Below are 18,662 nucleotides of genomic sequence, written 5' to 3'. Positions count from 1 at the left end.
CAACGAAGGGGGATATTGCTATGAAAGTTTTAGGTGTTTTAGGCAGTCCCCACCCCAATGGTAACTCGGCGACACTCCTACGACACGTGCTTGTCATCCGTATTTTCTAAGCCTACGAAGTATGTAGGAAAACATGGCAATGCGCAATAAGTAACTAAATATTTATTGCATACTTGTTAGTAGATATGCTACTGAATAATATTATTAAGTTAATCAATAGATACTTGACTTGATTTAAGAAAACTTTGTATTTAAAAGGAGAGATATGAGATGTCAAAGGTTGTTATTTTCAATGGTAGTCCAAGAAAAAATGGGTATACTGCAAAATTGTTAGAACAAGTGGCAAAAGGAGCCAAATCTAAAGGTGCCGAGGTTATTGAATTTGATTTGAATGATTCTGGAATTCGCGGTTGCCAAGGATGTTATTATTGCCGTACAAATGACGGTTGTGCTATTAAAGATTATCTACAGCCAATGTATGAAGCTATTAATGCAGCAGATGCTGTTGTATTTGGTTCTCCAATCTATTATCACCAAATTACAGGTCAAGCAAAAGTTTGGTTAGATCGTACATTCCCAATGATTGGAGGGCTTGGAGATTTTGTACCAAGACATCCAGGTAAAAAGTTAATAACGATATTTGCTCAAGGGGCCTCAGATCCTAAAATAGGTGCAGAGGGCATTAAATTTATTAATAATGTTTTTGCACTTTATGGTTGGGATTTAGAGGATAGTATTCATTGCTGTGGAACTAGTGATCCTAGTTTTGCAATGTCTGATGAGTTATCTTTAAGAGCATTTAAGGATGGGGAAAATCTAATTGGATGATTCCTAGAAAAAATATAAATATAAAAAAAAGCATCCACAATAGTGTATACTCCAATATATGGAGCACCAATTATGATTGTTTTATCAGCAAAAAACGAAAATAATAGCAGTGATTATAGAAGAGTAATTCTGCTCCGTTTTGCTAACGGGAACATGGCCTAATTAATCGCTAACAATATTCCTAAGATCTCAATTATACTCATCGGACAGGGGTTCGACTCGCTGAACCTTACCGAATCATATGTACAACTTCAATTAAATCATACCGTCACAATGTCTAACCATCAAGGAAATATATTGATGAATCTAATATATTTCCTTGACAAAATTAACTATCATCCCTATGATTATAGATAAATAAAGTCTATAATATCTGCCAAGGAGGTCTTTACTTGAAATATACGAAAGCAACAAACTACGCGCTGCATACGATTGTATATATGATTGAACATAATGCTCAAAGTGAAAAAATCAGCGTACACACACTGGCAAATCACTTCAATGTCTCAGTTACCTATCTGTCAAAGATATTAACCCAACTGGTCAAAGCAGATTTAATTGAGTCAACTTCAGGTGTGAACGGCGGTTACGCCTTGCGCAAAAAAGCTGAAGATATTTCCTTTTTGGATGTCATCAAGGCAACCGAAGGAACTGGAGCATTGTTTGATTGTAATATAGAAAAGGAAAGCAAATGTTTAATTCATAAAGTAATGACGGAAGCAGAAAACGTGATGGAGAAGTACTTGCAGGATAAAAAACTTATCGAAGTAGCACAAAATCCATAACATGCGGTATTAGTAAATATATATATATTTACCGATCATAACTGTATAGAGGAATATTATTTACATTTCAATTATAGACATTAAACATCTTTAATGTACTTATCAGGGGAAATACAAATGAACAAAATACAAGAACTTGAACACAAGCCCATTGGGAAACTAATTGTACAATACTCGCTTCCGGCGATGCTCAGTCTCCTCGTCAATTCACTATATATTTTTGTCGACCGGATTTTTATAGGAAATATACCCGAGGTTGGCGCATTTGGGTTGACAGGAATTGGCCTTACTATGCCGATTATCACGGTAATTGTCGCACTGTCTGCCCTTATATCAATGGGTGCCAGTTCCAACATTTCTATAAAGTTGGGCGAAGGGAAAAAAGGAGAAGCTGAAATTGCAACCGGAAACGCAATAACGTTATGTGTTTTCATAGGTATCACAATAACCATCCTATACCTTATCTTTCAGAATCAGATATTAGACTGGCTTGGTCTACATGGTCAAACACTGCTGTATACCAAGGGTTTTATTACAATTATTATGTTTGGTACCGTGTTTAATATGTTGAGCTTTGCCTTTCCTTTTCTCGTACGCGCTGATGGCAATCCATCAATTTCAGCCGGAATTAATATTACGGGATGCATTTTGAATATAGGATTGGATGCACTCTTCATTAATGTGTTTAATATGGGAATAGTCGGAGCCGGCATGGCTACCGTTATTGCACAGTTTATTACGGTTATCCTTGGATTTTCCTATTTTCTAACAGGAAAATCCACCCTAAATCTCGCAAAAAACAACCTCGTTTTATGTCCATCAATGGTAAAGGCTATAGCTTTAATTGGATTAGTCCCCTGTTCAAATCAATTATCTATCAGCATTGCACAAATCGTCAGTAACTACTCATTAAACCTATACGGCGGGGAGATGGCGATTGGTGCAATGACTGTAATCAACTCCATTGCGTCGGTATTCCTGATGCCCGTTTACGGAATAGCACAAGGATTTCAGCCGATTATCGGTTTTAATTATGCAAAACTGCAATATGACAGGGCGATGAAAACGCTTGCACTTGCGACTATATATAGCGCTATAATTCTAACCGCAGGCACTGTGATTACACTGATATTCCCCGTCTCTGTAGTTGGTCTTTTCACACACGAATCGGAGCTTGTAAATATATCTGTAAGTGGTATAGGTAAATACATGGTACTTCTTCCTCTCGCCACCATTCCTACTTTTGGTTCAGGATTCATGATGCTGACGGGAAAACCTAAAACAGCGGTATTGGTAAATGTGTTGAGGCAGTCTGTTATATTAGCAACAACGATATTTCTTCTACCAAAAGCGATCGGGCAGGATGGTCTTTGGTTTGCACAGCCTATAACAGACCTTTTGGCCAGTGTAATGACAATTTTACTGTTTATAAATGGATACTGGCATGTTCTGCGCAGAAAACCACATTAGACGTAAAATTTGTGTTTCGTTAATGCTACTACTATTACAGGGAATTGGCATATTAATAAGTATCGCAACACCAGATAAACCTCCAAATCTAAACATGGAATCACGTTTAGCCCTTCGGGCTTGATATCAGCACGCCTGCGGTATGCATTAAGTAACAGCGATCTTATTCCCTCATAGAATTAGGTAGACTATCAATGCCATAGCCTTCTGGAATGGTTATTAGATTTATCCCTTCATTTCTGCAGCTTTCGATATAATCAGCAAGCGTTCTTCTTCTACCCTGTACCCATGTTTGAGGTTCATCATTCAGGTAGGCCCCATGTAAGAAGCGCTCACTGCTTTCCGCAAACGAACCTGTTTGGGCAATCAATCGAAGCCAATTATATATCCGCTCTTTCTTAGGGAATCAATCATATTGGAAAGTGTGCTGGAAGGCATGGCGGAATATTACTCCAAAAATCTGGCGCGGGAAGTGATGAAAGGAATGCGGGAAACCGCCCTGCAATGCAAACATACAGGCGGCACCCGCCTCTTGGCTATGATGTTGGACCAGATAGACAATATGTGATTAACCAAACCGAGGCTGAAGCGATAAAATTCATATTTACCAGTATTCTGCCGGATATGGATATAAGCCCATAATCGCTGCCCTAAAGGAAAAGGGCCATAAAACCAAACTTGGCCGCGATTTTACCCAAGCCAGTTTCATGACATCTTGCGTAATGAGAAATATACCGGTGTATACATTTTCAATCGAGCCAGCTCAAAAGTTGGCGGCAAAAGAAATAATCATCGGTCAAAAGATGAGCCAGACATCATTAAAATTCCTGGTGGAATGCCCGCTATTGTAAGTGAAGAATTGTTCGAAGCGATTCAAGTTAAGATGAAGAACAACAAGATGAATGCGCAAAACAAGGCTAAAGAAAATTACCTGTTAAGCAGCAAAATCGTCTGTGGTAGATGCGGGGCGGCTATGATTGGGCATACTTCCTATTCCGACCGGAATAAGTCCAAATACTCTACATATTCCTGTGGCACAAGATATCGGACTAAAACTGCCCCCAAAAAGCAATTAACAAGAGCTTAATTGAGGATATTGCCATTGCGAATTTACAGCATAAAATATTCAATGTCAGCACTATTACTTGCCGATAAGTTAATTGAACACTACCATAGCACTCAGGCTGACAAGAAAAAAGACATTCAGGTTTTTGAACAGCGGCTCGCCGATACCCAGAAAAAGCTTGATAATTTTATCAGTGCCATTGCCGATGGCCTCTATAATCCCAGCATGAAAGCAACTATGGACAAACTTGAACAAGAAAAAGCCGACATTCTTATTATAATCACTGAATACAAACTACGCTAAAATCTGTATCATTAGACAAATCAATGGTTGTTGCCTATCTTGAAAAGGATATAGCCGCACTGAAAAACAAAAAGCCGGATGACCTTAAAAAGATCATCCAGACCTATGTTGAAAAAGTGGTTGTTTATGAGGAATACGTCGAGGTATTCCTCGTTCTTTTTGTACATATGAGTGGTGGAGGCGAGCCGTGCCCCTGCAAATCCACTCATTTTAGAGCTAATGATGCAGTACAAACCGTCCCCTTGTATCCCTCATATTTTTTTCTCCTGCACTACTTTGGAAGCGGTGGTATTATACCACTAACCAGCGATATGCAATTCTATTCAACCAAATAGGCCCTTACATCATACCTTTCGTCCTATAACTGCCTCTAATCCTGGCAATAAAAACCGCAGAATCTCATCGGCAAATACAGCAGTTGATGGTTTTCGCCCCCTGGCATTCCATAGATACGCCGTACTATAGATTGACTGGCTGACCATGACCGCCACCCATTCCTCCGCTTCCGGTTTGGCTGCCCGTTTAATCAGCCAGTTGAACACCATTTGTTCTAACTGGCTTTTTACTTTCATTTCGATAAGCGGAAAAACGGCTTGCGCTGTACGCTTGCAGCTTGTGTTTAATTGTTCATGATACTTGCACACGGCAATTATTAGATTTCGCAGTACCTCCGGTGTCAGCTCTTCCTGCGACTGAAGTTGTTGGTATACAGTCGTCATGAATGTATCCTCAACCATCAATTCCATTAAAGCATACTTATCAGCAAAATGAGCATAGAACGTTCCCCTGTTGATTGCAGCCCGTTCCGTAATATCACGAATGGTAATATCATTAAATTTTTTCTCCTTGCTCAGTGAATAGAATGCATCCTGGATTAACTGACGTGTCCGGATAACCCTCGGATCATTCTCTTTGGGACGCACTGCCATAGCTTTCACCTTTTCCTATACGATATTTAACGTAAACCAACATTTATTCATTTCTGTTGGTTAACCGACATTCCCATGGTTTTGTCGATTGCTAAGTACTCTTTCAATTATTATTATAATAAATAGTTGCAACGTGTACAAACATGCATGTGCATAATTTGAAATTAGGAGTGATACCATGAAATCATTGTTTGATCAAACAGAGCTTAGCGGTCTTACACTAAAAAACCGCTTTATCCGGTCCGCTACATATTATGGTACTGCTGACGAACACGGTCATATGACAGAAGCGCTGTTTCGAGTGTACGAAGATTTGGCAAAAGGTGGCGTCGGTACGATTATTACCGGTATGGCAGCCGTTTGCGAATCGGAACACCTAGTGCCCAAGCAAATGGGAATTTTTAATGATTCTTTCCTCGGTGAATACAAAAAACTGACTGCTATGGTCCATCAATATCAAGCAAACATAATCGTTCAGCTCGCCAGTCTAGGATTTCATAAATTTTTATCCGCTGTGCCCGGTAAAGTCTTCTGGGTGCCTAGTGTGCTGGAAGAAGCGGAGCATAACAATGTTGCCGCCAGGGCAATGACACAGGAAGATATTATAGTACTGCAGGAAGCGTTCGCTGAAGCGGCTTCCCGGGCAAAAGCATCAGGCTTTGACGGCGTACAAATTCATGCGGGACACGAAACACTGCTAAGCCAATTTCTAACTCCTTACTGTAATCGACGCACCGATGAATATGGCGGAAGCATAGAAAACCGCAGCAAAATGATTATAGAGACCTATCAGAAAATACGGGCAAAGGTTGGTCTTGAATATCCTGTCTTAATTAAAATCAATTGTGAAGATTTTAGGGATCGAGGATTGACTTTTGCAGATTGTAAATACGTCTGCCAAAAGCTAGCAGAATTAGGAATAACCGCTGTGGAAATCAGCGGCGGCAGTTTCTCATCCCGCGAGAATGAAGGCCCTTCAAGGACGATAGCCAAAGGCCAGCCCCCCTACTTTCTGCAGCGTACTGCAGAAATGAAACAACTCATTCACATTCCCGTCATTGCCGTAGGCGGCTATCGCGACATATCGGCAACGACGAAATATTTAAATGAAAACGATATTGATTATTTCGCTCTTTCCCGACCGCTGATATGTGAAAGCGACTTAATTAACCGATGGCAATCCGGAAACCAGGAACCGGCAAAATGTATTTCCTGCAACGGCTGCCTTAAAGTTGACAAAGTTGGCGCAAGTGTTGGCGTAAGTTGTGTACTAAAGAAATAGTAAGCAAAGGATAGATTGTCCGAATTAACTACATTTTTATAAGGAAGAACCGAAGCGTGCTACTTAGTCAGCACCCTTGAATCGAGACACACAAAAAAACGCCTCTTATATTGTATGGGAAAACTATACAACATCCAAAGATTCTCTTCCTGATTACTTAACAACTACGATTATTTTAAACACAATTGTATTTATTCGGCTTTTCTCTCTTCATTTATCAATTGATTTTATGCACTTAAAGATGCAGTGAGATAGCTTGACTTAAAACTTTGAGTACAGCAACCTCGGCACGATAAAGTCGTTATCTGATTTGAGCGATAGGCTGATGGCTGAATTTACGCACAAATAAACGCAAGGTGGTCTTCAAGACCACCTTGTTTATTTGCCTTTAGAGAGCTATATCCTTTCCCAGGTTTTCAGTGCATTTAAGATGCTAGAACCAGAACTTAGCGCTTTCGTTTTCTCCCACCCATAGGCCAAGCACGTCCCAAATGCCCTCCATTTTGTACGCCGATAGCAACATAGGCACAGGCTCCTGGTGAATTTTCCGCCACCTTGGAAACCCAGAGCGATAAACATCAGATTTCGTGGCAGAGACCCGGTCAGTAAATTACGAAATCTTCTTTAATATAATTATGACTAAAATCTTCTGCATGAAAGATACCTATAGATTTTTTCAATCAAAATCTCCACTTTTTCTGCTAAATACGAAGTGAATAAGACTTTCCATTTTTGAACCGTTAAGTTAATTCTAAAATGGTAAACCATACTCTTCAGATATCCACAACTGTACATAAGTTAAAAACTTTTAGGTTGAAGCGGAAAGCATACTTTTGTCCTTAACTGCAATCCCTAAATCTCTGTATGCAGGGATTTCTAATTCCTTACTTATAATTTTCCGTGATGTGTCTTTCAATACCAATTCCGGCAAAATACTAATTCCTAACCCATTTTCAACCATGGCTATGATTGCATAATCATCCTTTTCAGCAAATTGAACATCAGGGGTTAGTCGATGAACTTTAAAGATCTCTGAAATCTCACATCAACGCCTTCATCTAGTTTAATATATGGATATTCTGACAATGCCGATATAGGAAAAAACGATCCACTAACCGCCAGGGCGTGATTTTCTGGCAAAATAGCAAAGAGGATCTCTTCTAAGAAATATTGCTGCCAAGCCCATGAAGGAAATGGCGGTTTCCATTACGCACCAGGACCGTACCGTCTCCCGCATGGATAGATTGAAAAACTACTTTATAATTCTGAACAAACAACGATATGCACTCGGGCTCGTACCGATTTTTTTGCGGAACTGTTCACGAAAACTTGCTGCCGACCCAAAACCAGTCGCTTCAGAAACCCTTTCGACTGATTGACACGTTGTTTCAAGCATAAACTGAGCTCGACGAATGCGAGAGTTCAGAATCCAATTCGCCGGTGTAATTCCAATTTGCTCGAGAAACCTCCGATGGAGCGTCCGTACGCTCATTGCCGCCTGGTTAGCCAGTACTCCAAGACAGAGGTCTTGATCAAGATTTTTCTCAATCCACTGCAGCAAAGGTTGTAGTGATTCATTAGCAATTGACGGTTGCTTATACTGGATAAACTGTACTTGGCCTCCCTCGCGCGCAAGTGGCATAACCGTCAACCTTGCCGCATCCGCCGCGGTGGCGGCTCCGTAGTCGCGGCGCACTATGTGTAAGCAAAGGTCAATTCCCGCCGCCGCTCCGGCCGAAGTGAGCAAGTTGCCATTATCGACGTATAGTACGTTAGGGTCTACATCTATTGTAGGGTAACGTCGTGCAAGTTCTGGACCAGCTAGCCAGTGGGTGGTTGCCCTTGCGCCATCTAGAAGACCTGTGGCGGCTAGAATAAAGGCACCAGTGCAGATGGAAGCAATTCTAGTACCTTGCCTAAATGCACGGCGGAGTGCCCTAATCAGAGTCTTTGGTATAACCTGATTCAAGTCTGACATTCCTGGCACGATGATGGTATCAGCGTGCCGTAATGACGATAGGGTAAAGGGAGGCCTCATTCTGAACAGCCCGGTATCAATCTGTCGCTTAACCCCGCACACCTTTATATCATAAGCCATTTGCCCGTTTTCAAGTCTGACGTGTCTAAATACATCACAGGGAGTAGAGAAATCAGATGGTATGCTACCATCAAAGACCACAACTGCAACAATATGTGGGCGATTAAATTTTGGCAGATTCTCTGCGACATCTGTCATTTGTGCCACTTGGGTTATACACCTCCACGTGATATTCTGAATGTAGCAAAAATTATTAATCAAAAAAAAGGAGGAAAACGATGGGCGTACATATTGTTCCTGAATTAGAAACGCTAAACTTCATAATGCCTATAGTCATCGCATTTATTTCTATTTTTATCGTGTCTCTTATGCCAGAACCTTCTCGCCAAAGGTTCAACGCCATCTTAGTTGCCGGTGCGGGTGCCGCATATCTAAGCGGCGGGCTGGGCATCTGGGAGTTCGCATTTACGACGGTTGCCACTGCAGCCGCATACAAGGGGCTTAGTTCGTATCGGTACATCGGCATAGCTTGGCTTCTTCATACATTTTGGGATATTATGCACCACCTTTATGGGAACCCAATTATTACTTTTGCACCCACTTCCTCTTTCGGGTGTGCGATCACCGACGCAGTTGTAGCTATCTGGTTCTTTTTTGGTGCACCATCTATTTATGAGGTGATATGCAAAAAAGGAACTAACACGGTCTAACCAAAAGATATATCTAGGGAAGGTCCAAGGGACAGACTCTCCGTCCCCTGGGCCTTCTCATCCTCATCTATGAGCAAATGAATGTGGTTATCCATTAACGATAACCACATTCATTTGCATAACTATTAAGTGTTTTGTGATATACTATCGTTTCAATAAACTATGCCGCTTCTCAAATGGCTAACTTTAGTGAACAAATTGAAAATGGTTAGCCTTTTTTTACCTTCCGTTCAGATTGATACTCAGACGTGAATCAGAGTCACCCAGAACCCTTGCAATCAACCAAAATATTTAAATAGCTTTGCGATTTTACCATTCATTATGAAAAATCCTACCAATAACAATTTTGCGATGATTGCACCAAATACGACATAAGATATTCTTTTAGACCGTACATAGCTGGTTTTGTTATTTATGTCATTTACTCTCTCTAACAATTCAGTATTAATGGTTTTTAAATCATGGATTTCTTTGACTTGTTTTTCTAATTTTTCAATTAGTGGTACGGTCGCCCGATTAATGGCTTCTGTAACAGTTTTAGAAATAGCTGTATTGATTTCTCTCTCAATTTCTGTGTTTGGCACAAATTGACTCGCCCTGGACTTTCCTGCTACTTCGCACATGTCATTTGAAGACATCTAACATCACCTTTCTAACTAAAATTAAAGACTATCCATTATACTGGTCTATTGCCTGGTTCTTCTGACTTATCTTTTGTTTTACAATAATCATCTGTAACGCTATTAGGAACTTATCCACTTCTTCAATAGTGTTATAAACAGAAAAACTTATACGGATAGCACTATTAGCTACTTCCTCATTTATGCCTGCTGCTAATAAAACACGCGATGGCTTATCACTCTTTGATGAACAGGCAGAGCTTTTAGAAACATAAATATCATGACTATCAAGAAGCAATAAAATTTCTTGCGATTTAAACCTCCTCAGAGAAAAATTGATGATGTGAGGTGCTCCGTTAGAATTTCCCTTAGGGCCGTTAACAACGCAACCAGGTATTTGCATGAGACCATCTATTAAGTACTTTTTAAGGCTGGCTAAATGCTCGTAATTTTCTTCTTGTTCCGATTGATGCTTCTGCATGGCCCTGCTCATAGCAACTATACCAGCTAAATTTTCCGTGCCAGCCCGATAGCCGCTTTCTTGTCCTCCTCCGTTAATTAGCGAAAACAATTGCGTACCTTTCCCTAGATATAGGAGTCCTGTACCTCGCAATCCATGAAATTTATGTGCAGATAAAGAGAGGGAGTCAATTTTCCATTCCTTAGGACGCAGCGGAAGTTTTCCATAGGCTTGAACTGCATCAACATGAAAATGAATAGCAGGAAATTCTGATAACAAATGACCAATATCGGCTATCGGTTGTATCGAACCCAATTCGCTATTTACATACATCACAGAAACAAGAACCGTATTTTTGCGAAGAGCCATTCTTACATCCTCTAAGTTAATACAACCTTCTCCGTTAGTCGGTAGATACGTAACAGAGCACCCCAAACTTTCTAGCTGTTTACATGTTTCATAAACAGATGCATGTTCAACGTTTGTAGTAATAATATGCTTATCTCTTAGATCCTTCCTTAACATCAATCCCTTTATTGCTGTATTATTACTCTCTGAACCACTGGAGGTAAAAATCATCTCATCCGTATCCGCTCCCAAACAATCAGCACAAACATTCCTTGCCTCCTCCAATTTTAATGCAGCTTTGACACCTAACCGGTGTGCTGAAGAAGGGTTGCCGAAATATTCGGTTGCTATTTCTTGATAAGCTGTTACTAGATCTTTATCTGGTAAAGTAGTAGCACTATTATCAAAATAAATCATATTTTGCCTCCACTACTCTTAAACTTCTTGATTCCTGCAGTAACCATGTCCATAGCTGTAACAACAAAACCCAATCCCTTCCAGCCCATCATGCCGCTAGTCAATCTCTTCGCCTTATATCCATTCTCCTCAAAAAAGTCACAGATATAGCGAGCACGCATTCCATGAGAACATACAATGATATATTCTCTATCCTTTGGCAACGTCTTTATTTTATTTGGCAATTGTTTTATTTCAATATGAATAGCACCAGGGATACTGCTTTCCTTAGCTAGCTCATGGCTTTCTCGTATGTCGATAATTTCAAAAGAAGTATCTCCTGATTGTATCTTTATCCTTAATTCCTTTGCGCTAATATCTTGAACTTTATTGCTTTTATTAATTCTCTGAATCGATTTTTCTCCATAAATAGCTTCCTCTATTTTATAGTCAGCTAAGAATGGATAATTCATTACATCTTTTACCGCAGCTTGCGCTTCTTTCATGGTTTTAAATATGGCCAGTACCCACCACTCCTGTGATCCTTTCTGTTGTAAATAAACCAAGTAACCAGTTTGTATGCAGTCGCCACAAATGCGTTCTCCCTCTGTGAATTCATAAGCACTACCTTGCTTTTCCTTATTACATAGGTTACAAATATAGTCCTCATTAGTTTCCATCTACAATTTCCCCCTCAGAATAGAATAGACTATTTACACTTACCGCTGATACCTCTATAACAATACAGTCCTACAAAGGTTTGCCCTTACGTATTAATAGTGAAGGGAAATTACAAGATGTGTCGAATAAAAGCCCTAATCTTATAATCCAGATACAGAGATGTTGCTTATTCAAAACTGCAGAACCTTCACCATCAATAGTTTCTCCTTTCCTCGGAACGGTTTTATTGTATACATAGTACCATGTGGAGGTAAATAATAAGAGTGGCACAAATGACAATTAACGCTAATAATCCGCCAAACATTCACCAACCCCATACTGTTGCCGTTGTGGTTTTTGATGGTGTCGTCCCCTCCGATTTCTCTACTCCATGCGACATATTCAAGTATGTCAAACTTGCAAGTGGACAACTCGCCTATGATATCAAAGTATGTGGTGCTAAACGGCAGATAGAAACTGACCTATTTAGCCTACGAGCTCCATTTACACTTTCGTCATTACAGGACGCAGACACCATAATCTTGCCAGGAATATCAGATTTGGATCAAGCGATACCAGAGGATTTAATTCGCGCTATACGTCGAGCGTTTGTACACGGTACTAGGATTGCATCTATCTGTACAGGTGCATTTATTCTCGCAGCTACAGGGCTTTTGAATGGCTTAAATGCGACCACCCATTGGCTAGCTGCTCCAGAACTTGCACGACGTTACCCTACAATAGCTGTAGACCCTAACGTACTATACGTCGATAATGGCAACCTACTCACTTCAGCTGGAGCCTCTGCAGGTCTTGACCTATGCTTACATATCATTCGACGTGATTACGGAGCCACTGTAGCAGCGGATGCAGCAAGGTCGGCGGTTATGCCACTCGTCCGTGAGGGAGGGCAAGCGCAATTTATCCAATATAAGCAACCGCCAAATGACAACGACTCCCTACAACCTTTATTGTCTTGGATTGAGGAAAACCTTGATCAAAATCTCAACGTTAAAATGATAGCAGATCAGGTATCAATGAGCGTTCGCTCACTTCAGCGACGGTTTGTCGAACGACTCGGAACTACACCCGCGAGTTGGATACTTCATTCTCGTATTCGTCGAGCCCAGCATCTACTTGAAACAACGAGGCACTCAATCGAATGGATTTCCGTAGCAACTGGTTTTGGATCAATAGCAAATTTCCGTTCTCAATTCCGTAAAAAAGTCGGCACTAACCCTCGGGAATATCGCCGCTCATTCAACCTTGTAGAACCATGAGTTACTAAGTCTTTGATTCATTTTCTTTATGAAATCAACAGTAAATTTCTTAACCCGAATACAAACAAAGAGCCTACACCGAAGGCTAGACGAATATAAACAGATATAAGAAGAAAGTCCTGCAAAGTATCTACTTTACAGGACTTTTTTCCATGAGTTACGAGATAAAAGTGTGAATCAATAGTACGCCAGCCAAACCCATGAAGGAAATGGCCGTTTCCATCACGCAAATTCAGCCACAAAATTAATTGTCCATCTATTCCACTAATTGTTATATAGTATGTATAAAATCATTGTTTCTTTTATGTATTGCCCCCCTTTTTGCCCCCCCCTCCCAGAAAAAGTAAAAAGCCTTCAAAGGTTATAACCTCTGAAGGCCTAATTTTACTTGATCTAATATGGTGCGCCCGGCAGGAATCGAACCTGCGCTCCCGGCTCCGGAGGCCGGTGCTTGCCGATTTACTAAAAATTCCAAATTCAGCTTCTTGCCTTGGATTCCTTATATATTAAAAGTATATTGCATTTAACAAAAATTATAAAATACTATTTTCCTTCCTCAAGTTATGTTTTTACTGTTATTTTTCATCTTTTTCTATCATTATTGTTAAAACAAGCAGTGCATAAGCAGTTTTTTACAAGACTTCCGGCATTTCGCATGAGTTTTTACTATTCACTAATTTCTATCAAACTATCAATGAAATCATTCATGAATGTAGTATAGTTTTCCCATACGACATAAGAGGCGTTTTTCTTTGGTGTCCCAATTCAAGGGTTCAGACTAATGTGATCGTCAAGAAATCAGCAGAGAGATTTCCGCCAGATTGCAAATTATCTGGACGGGAAGAAATGCCGGGTCTATATTACGCTATTTACTGATTTCTATCTGCGAAAGTTGAGTTAGGAAGAAAAAATTCTGGACTTGTGCATACAGTCGTTGCAGACACTCGTATTGCCTACCGGTTGATATGCCTTTCCGCAATCTTGGCAGATCGGCATTTTAAACAGCCCCACGGCAGCCTCGGATAACGAGCTTGCCGGCAATAGCGAGATTGCGCCCTGAGGACAAAGCGCAGCACAAACACCGCAATTTTTGCATATGACCGGGTTATGCCTAATTTTGAATATGTCTTCTTTAGAAGTAGTAACAATCGCACCCGAACTACACACTTTTGCACACATCCCGCAGGCATTGCATGTTTTCTCGATAGCAAGCTTTTTGAATGTTGTCTGATTGTATAGTTCGTTTTGACGCAAATGGGCAATACCATACTTGATAAATAAATCCCGGCGCGGAATTGCCCGCACTTCTTCGGAAGCCGGAAAGGCAATCTCCCGAACTGTCAATACAGAAGCTTCCCAGAGTCTAGTGAAAAACTCCCGGCGGGAAACCGTCTGTGGTGCCAACGAGCTGCCAAACTTCTGCTTTGAGTTCACAATCATTTGCTTACCAGAACCCAGAAGCCGGTTAGACTCCGCTACCGTCCTTACAAGATGCTCGGCAACATCATGGCAGCATCGCCTACAGTCCTCCTGGTAGATTATCACTTCCCGCCTGGTATCCTTACCCGAAAACACAAGTGCCAAGAGCAAGGTCGGATCTAAAAAGCCCAAGCAAGGCCACAAACTATCAGGCTGACATCTTTGACAGATTATTCTTATGGCTTCTTGCTCAGTGAGTAGTTGCTGTACAGCTTCTAAGGGATAACTAACTCCGCCAATCGCCTCAACCGAACAAAAGGCAAGACAGAGACCGCAATTGGTACAATGTTTTCCTATTTCCAATGTCTCACTAATGCATCTAGCCGGACAAACATCTATACAAGCAGTACACTTTACCCTGGCAAAACGTTTATTTACACACCTTTGAGTATCAATTACAACCTTCATCTTGAATAGTGCCTCTCTTCTAAAAACTATACCGGCTCGAAATCCACAAAAACATCATAGAAAGCGAGGCCCTTATAGCCTGTACCTATATCCCCCATATCTGTCGGCAAACCGACGTTTAAGGCGTTAAGGCTAATATCTTCTCCCGGTCGCCAGCCTTGGTGGCAAACTAGTACATCTGGCGGTATATCTTGGGAAATACAGGCTTTGAGAGTTATTGCCCCCATGCTGTTGTATACTCTTATCTGTTCTCCGTTCATTAAACCTTTCCGCGCCGCCGTCTCGGAATTGATGAATACCGTTTGTTCCGAGTCGTTAGGCAAGACTGCGATATTCTGAAATTGAGAGTTAAGCCCCTGCTGCGCGTGTGATGTTATGAACCAATACGGATACTTATCATTGGGTACAGCTCCTTGTGTATATTCAGGCAATGCCGTCAAGCCGTTATCCCGCGCCTTAGTCGAAAAAAATTCAAATTTGCCTGAGTCGGTTGCAAAACATTTATCCTGCCAAGCCGTTCGAGCAATATCTGCCCGTCTTGGCCCGGTGGCCAATTCCGACCAGTGACTAATCCCAAGAAGGGTATACACTTTCTCATTAAATTCGCTATCCAAGAAATCAGCCGGTAATTTGTTAACAGGAAAAGAGCTGCTGCCTTCCCGGTACTGATTTAACGTTCCGGCCAAAAGCCGGGCAATTTCAAGGTCGCTCTTGGAATCGAAAAATGGAGGGATGGCTTGCTCATTTAAACCAATCCAATGATGCCAATAGCTGGAAACCACATCCAGCTCTTCAAAGTGGGTGGTTGTCGGCAAAACAATATCAGAATGGTAGGTAGTAGGCGTAAGAAATTGTTCCACTGTAACAATCAATTCCAGCTTATCCAGCTCTTTGGTCAACATACTGCTTGCCACATCTTGCGTCACCAAGTTACGGCAAGCCACCCAGAGCAGCTTAACCGGCGGATCATTGATACTTCCTAGTTCCCGGGCGAACTCATTCATATTGATGTGCCTGGTGCCGGCAGGGCTATTGAGAAAATGATAATTAAAACACTGTGTCATTCTGTGCGCATATTGAACTCCGCCACCAACAATGCCAATGTTGCCAGTCATGGCAGCCAACGCGTCAATTACCCGCAAGCTTTGGCCGCCGTTGACATGGCGTTGCAGACCAAATCCAACCCAGATAAAGACAGGACTAAAGCTGGCTATCATGCCTGCCAGCTCTTTTATGCCTTCCTTGTGCTGACCACATTGACCTGCAAGGTAATCAATATCTAAAGCTGAGAGGTATTCCCGAAACTCTGGCCAGCCCAGTGTATAATGGTCAATAAAATTCTGGTCAATCTTACCGCTTTCGTATAGTTCTTTTGCCAACGCCAGCGCTAAAGCTCCATCTTCCCCCGGACTAATCTGCACAAAGTAATCTGCCTTGCGCGCCGTCTGAGTGTAAATAGGATCAATGACAACAACCTTTGCCCCATTAGCTTGCGCCTGGTAAATATAAGGCAATGAGTGAATGGCTGTCCAAGCCGGATTTACACCCCAAAGAATTATCAGCCTGGCCTTTTCCATTTCCTTAGGGTCTGAACTAACATTCCTGCCTAAATCGTAAAGCTGCGCATCTATGCCTGCTGACCAGCATGATGATCCTTTGGCCTGGGTAGTCGGGCCTAGACTATTGAACATTCCTTCTACAGCATTGTGCAGAATTCCCATATTGCCGGAATATTTGTTAAGACAAAGCGGTAAGGTAGAATGATATCTATCTTTTATATTCAGGATTTTTTCACAAATAATGGCCATGGCCTGCTCCCAGGTCAACCTTTCCCAACGCCCTGATCCACGCCCGATTTGGCGCATCGGATAGCGCAGCCGCTCCGGGCTGTACACCCGCCGGACGTAGGTCTGGCCTTTGGCGCACAATTTTCCGTTCGTATAACCGTGCGCCGGATCGCCTGTCACCTTTTCCAAAACACCGTTCCGCACATAAGCTAACATGCCGCAGACATCATAACAATTGCGGGGGCAGACATGCCGGGTAATTTGATAACCGTCCTGTGTGTACGCCAATTCTTACACCTTTTTCTTATAAGTAAATATCCTAATTCCCCTCCTGGGGAGGGGAATTAAAGGCTGCGGTAGTGTTTTTTTACAAACCGACCGCAGTGGTGATTGCAGTAGCGTAAAATACATACCGGCCAATAATCTCACCAGCCAGCACCAGTACGGCTGCCAGTAAAACTGCCCCCTTGGGCATTCCGGCAGTAATCTTCTCCGGATTATAAAGAGAGTATAGGAATACAGCACTGCCACCCAACGCCAATATCCATTTCAGGGCAACAGCCAGGGCAAAGCTGCCGCCTAAGAGCGTTACTGTGGCCTGTGCCGCCGCATCACCGGCAGCCAAGACGGCAAAGTATACAGGCAGATAGGCCATCTGTAGTATCAGGCAAACCAGTGCGGCAATACCTGCTGCCCGGAATATTTTAATCACTGCTTGGTCTGCCACTTCTTTGGCACCCAGCACGTTAGCAGCAGCAACCCCGGTAATGCCGAGCAACACGGTTGTGCCAAAGAAAGTGATATAGGTATTGATGCTTGCCCAGGCCGGTTTGACAGAGGTTGCGTAGATGCCTGAGGTACTGTAGATGGCTGCCAAACCCAGTACGGCTGCTGCCAAGTCCAGCAACAGGTTTATCTTGCCTTGCCGGTGCAGCATGAATACAACAAACCATACGGCAATGAACATGCTGGTGAACAGACCTTCACGGCTCAGCCATGAGGTGGCTAGGTTGTTCATGGCGTTGGGAGCAGCCATCGGACTGCCTAAATGCAGGGCAGCGATAAGGGAGGACAGCGCGGCTACCGGCCCTGCTGCCATAATGCCCAGCCGGGTTACCTTTAGGGCGGTTTCCTTATCGGTACACAGTCTGATGACTACCGCGACAAGGAATGTTCCCACTGCCCACTGGGACAGGAGCGTAAATACTAATAATGGTAAATCTTCGGTATGCATACTATACCCTCCTCATTTTTACCTTTTCTTGGTGGTAATACATAGTGACGGATGGGTTGTACTCGAACTTGGCAACCCTTTGACATCAGCCGTATTGCCGTACTGCTTGCGCAGTGCTTCTATCTCTCCGGCATTGAGTGCCCGCATAACACAAGCACTCACACAGGCCGGTTCTTCACCTTTGGCCATAAGGTCGGCACACAGGTCACATTTGCCTGCTTTGCCCTCATCCTCTTTGTATTGCGGAACACCGTACGGGCAAGACCACAGACACATCTTGCAGCCAATGCATTTGGCCTTGTCATGCATGACTATCCCATCTTCGGCTCGTTTGTAGAGCGCATTAGCAGGACAGTTTGCCACACATTTGGGCTGCGCGCAATGATTGCAGCCTAATGAGAAATGATCAATGCGCGGGTTGGGGTATGTGCCGCTTTCCATATCATACACCTTACGGTACAGCACACCGACTTTTGAGTTGTTTCTATCCTTGCAGGCGATTTGACAAGCCCTGCAGCCAATGCAGGTTGCCATATTAAAATGAAAGCCCAGTTGCGACATAGCTCTGCTCCTTCCTAA

Annotated in this window: 20 protein-coding genes and 1 pseudogene; 11 read left to right on the top strand and 10 right to left on the bottom strand. The window is 42.3% G+C overall.

The window, feature by feature from the left end:
- Positions 1–270: 270 nt before the first annotated feature.
- The 8 genes and pseudogenes from SRRS_RS09000 (at position 271) to SRRS_RS08965 (ending at position 4,787) form a co-directional block, all read left to right on the top strand.
- On the top strand, positions 271–828 hold the full coding sequence (locus tag SRRS_RS09000; RefSeq protein ID WP_371368115.1) for a flavodoxin family protein: 558 nt from the start codon (positions 271–273) through the stop codon (positions 826–828).
- Between the two features lie 392 nt (positions 829–1,220).
- The gene (locus SRRS_RS08995; RefSeq protein WP_371368113.1) at positions 1,221–1,613 is read left to right on the top strand and encodes an Rrf2 family transcriptional regulator; all 393 of its coding nucleotides are present in this window, start codon (positions 1,221–1,223) and stop codon (positions 1,611–1,613) included.
- A 117-nt stretch (positions 1,614–1,730) separates the two neighbouring features.
- Positions 1,731–3,083 carry an MATE family efflux transporter gene (locus SRRS_RS08990; protein WP_371368111.1) on the top strand — a complete coding sequence of 451 codons (1,353 nt, stop codon included), beginning with the start codon at positions 1,731–1,733 and terminating at the stop codon, positions 3,081–3,083.
- Positions 3,084–3,498: 415 nt separating this feature from the next.
- Entirely contained in the window at positions 3,499–3,651 is a 153-nt protein-coding gene (locus SRRS_RS08985) for a hypothetical protein (RefSeq protein WP_371368109.1), read from the top strand.
- A gap of 132 nt (positions 3,652–3,783) precedes the next feature.
- Positions 3,784–3,966, top strand: a pseudogene (locus SRRS_RS08980) (recombinase family protein); the annotation flags it as partial.
- A complete protein-coding gene (locus SRRS_RS08975) occupies positions 3,967–4,170 on the top strand; it encodes a zinc ribbon domain-containing protein (protein ID WP_371369775.1) in 204 nt (67 codons plus the stop codon). It abuts the pseudogene before it with no gap.
- A gap of 42 nt (positions 4,171–4,212) precedes the next feature.
- Positions 4,213–4,452 carry a hypothetical protein gene (locus SRRS_RS08970; protein WP_371368107.1) on the top strand — a complete coding sequence of 80 codons (240 nt, stop codon included), beginning with the start codon at positions 4,213–4,215 and terminating at the stop codon, positions 4,450–4,452.
- Positions 4,453–4,475: 23 nt separating this feature from the next.
- The gene (locus SRRS_RS08965) at positions 4,476–4,787 is read left to right on the top strand and encodes a hypothetical protein (RefSeq protein WP_371368105.1); all 312 of its coding nucleotides are present in this window, start codon (positions 4,476–4,478) and stop codon (positions 4,785–4,787) included.
- 9 nt (positions 4,788–4,796) lie between these two features.
- Here the strand turns inward: SRRS_RS08965 and SRRS_RS08960 are convergent, their stop codons facing one another.
- Positions 4,797–5,381 carry a TetR/AcrR family transcriptional regulator gene (locus SRRS_RS08960; protein ID WP_371368103.1) on the bottom strand — a complete coding sequence of 195 codons (585 nt, stop codon included), beginning with the start codon at positions 5,379–5,381 and terminating at the stop codon, positions 4,797–4,799.
- A 178-nt stretch (positions 5,382–5,559) separates the two neighbouring features.
- Between SRRS_RS08960 and SRRS_RS08955 the strand changes: the two genes are divergently transcribed.
- Complete coding sequence (locus SRRS_RS08955) at positions 5,560–6,663, top strand: NADH:flavin oxidoreductase (RefSeq protein ID WP_371368101.1); 1,104 nt, start codon at positions 5,560–5,562, stop codon at positions 6,661–6,663.
- A gap of 808 nt (positions 6,664–7,471) precedes the next feature.
- Here the strand turns inward: SRRS_RS08955 and SRRS_RS08950 are convergent.
- Positions 7,472–7,693: a LysR substrate-binding domain-containing protein gene (locus SRRS_RS08950; RefSeq protein WP_371369773.1), complete on the bottom strand. Its 222-nt coding sequence runs from the start codon at positions 7,691–7,693 to the stop codon at positions 7,472–7,474.
- Between the two features lie 222 nt (positions 7,694–7,915).
- Positions 7,916–8,899, bottom strand: coding sequence for a GlxA family transcriptional regulator (locus SRRS_RS08945; protein ID WP_371368100.1), 984 nt, complete (start codon positions 8,897–8,899; stop codon positions 7,916–7,918).
- An 80-nt stretch (positions 8,900–8,979) separates the two neighbouring features.
- On the opposite strand from SRRS_RS08945, the gene SRRS_RS08940 reads away from it, so the two are divergent.
- Positions 8,980–9,411, top strand: coding sequence for a DUF6010 family protein (locus tag SRRS_RS08940; RefSeq protein ID WP_371368099.1), 432 nt, complete (start codon positions 8,980–8,982; stop codon positions 9,409–9,411).
- Positions 9,412–9,689: 278 nt separating this feature from the next.
- Here SRRS_RS08940 and SRRS_RS08935 read toward each other — a convergent pair whose 3' ends face one another.
- The 3 genes from SRRS_RS08935 to SRRS_RS08925 are packed head-to-tail and all read right to left on the bottom strand — an operon-like array spanning position 9,690 to position 11,915.
- Positions 9,690–10,049, bottom strand: a complete 360-nt coding sequence (locus SRRS_RS08935; RefSeq protein WP_371368097.1) for a hypothetical protein — start codon at positions 10,047–10,049, stop codon at positions 9,690–9,692.
- Between the two features lie 31 nt (positions 10,050–10,080).
- Entirely contained in the window at positions 10,081–11,256 is a 1,176-nt protein-coding gene (locus SRRS_RS08930) for a cysteine desulfurase family protein (RefSeq protein ID WP_371368095.1), read from the bottom strand.
- A complete protein-coding gene (locus tag SRRS_RS08925; RefSeq protein ID WP_371368093.1) occupies positions 11,253–11,915 on the bottom strand; it encodes a rhodanese-like domain-containing protein in 663 nt (220 codons plus the stop codon). The genes SRRS_RS08930 and SRRS_RS08925 overlap by 4 nt, the downstream gene beginning before the upstream one ends.
- A gap of 273 nt (positions 11,916–12,188) precedes the next feature.
- Between SRRS_RS08925 and SRRS_RS08920 the strand changes: the two genes are divergently transcribed.
- Positions 12,189–13,175, top strand: coding sequence for a GlxA family transcriptional regulator (locus SRRS_RS08920; protein WP_371369771.1), 987 nt, complete (start codon positions 12,189–12,191; stop codon positions 13,173–13,175).
- 897 nt (positions 13,176–14,072) lie between these two features.
- Here the strand turns inward: SRRS_RS08920 and SRRS_RS08915 are convergent.
- The 4 genes from SRRS_RS08915 to SRRS_RS08900 all read right to left on the bottom strand — a co-directional run bounded on the left by SRRS_RS08915 (position 14,073) and on the right by SRRS_RS08900 (position 18,644).
- Positions 14,073–15,062: a 4Fe-4S dicluster domain-containing protein gene (locus SRRS_RS08915; RefSeq protein WP_371368091.1), complete on the bottom strand. Its 990-nt coding sequence runs from the start codon at positions 15,060–15,062 to the stop codon at positions 14,073–14,075.
- A gap of 26 nt (positions 15,063–15,088) precedes the next feature.
- Positions 15,089–17,137, bottom strand: a complete 2,049-nt coding sequence (locus tag SRRS_RS08910; RefSeq protein ID WP_371368089.1) for a molybdopterin-dependent oxidoreductase — start codon at positions 17,135–17,137, stop codon at positions 15,089–15,091.
- 79 nt (positions 17,138–17,216) lie between these two features.
- Positions 17,217–18,083 (bottom strand): dimethyl sulfoxide reductase anchor subunit family protein, encoded by an 867-nt coding sequence (locus SRRS_RS08905; protein WP_371368087.1) that lies wholly within the window; start codon positions 18,081–18,083, stop codon positions 17,217–17,219.
- A gap of 18 nt (positions 18,084–18,101) precedes the next feature.
- Positions 18,102–18,644, bottom strand: coding sequence for a 4Fe-4S dicluster domain-containing protein (locus SRRS_RS08900; RefSeq protein ID WP_371368085.1), 543 nt, complete (start codon positions 18,642–18,644; stop codon positions 18,102–18,104).
- Positions 18,645–18,662: the final 18 nt, after the last annotated feature.

Origin of the sequence: Sporomusa rhizae (genome assembly GCF_041428845.1) — a bacterium.
Lineage (GTDB): Bacteria > Bacillota > Negativicutes > Sporomusales > Sporomusaceae > Sporomusa > Sporomusa rhizae.
This window is presented reverse-complemented; position numbering and strand designations above follow the sequence as displayed.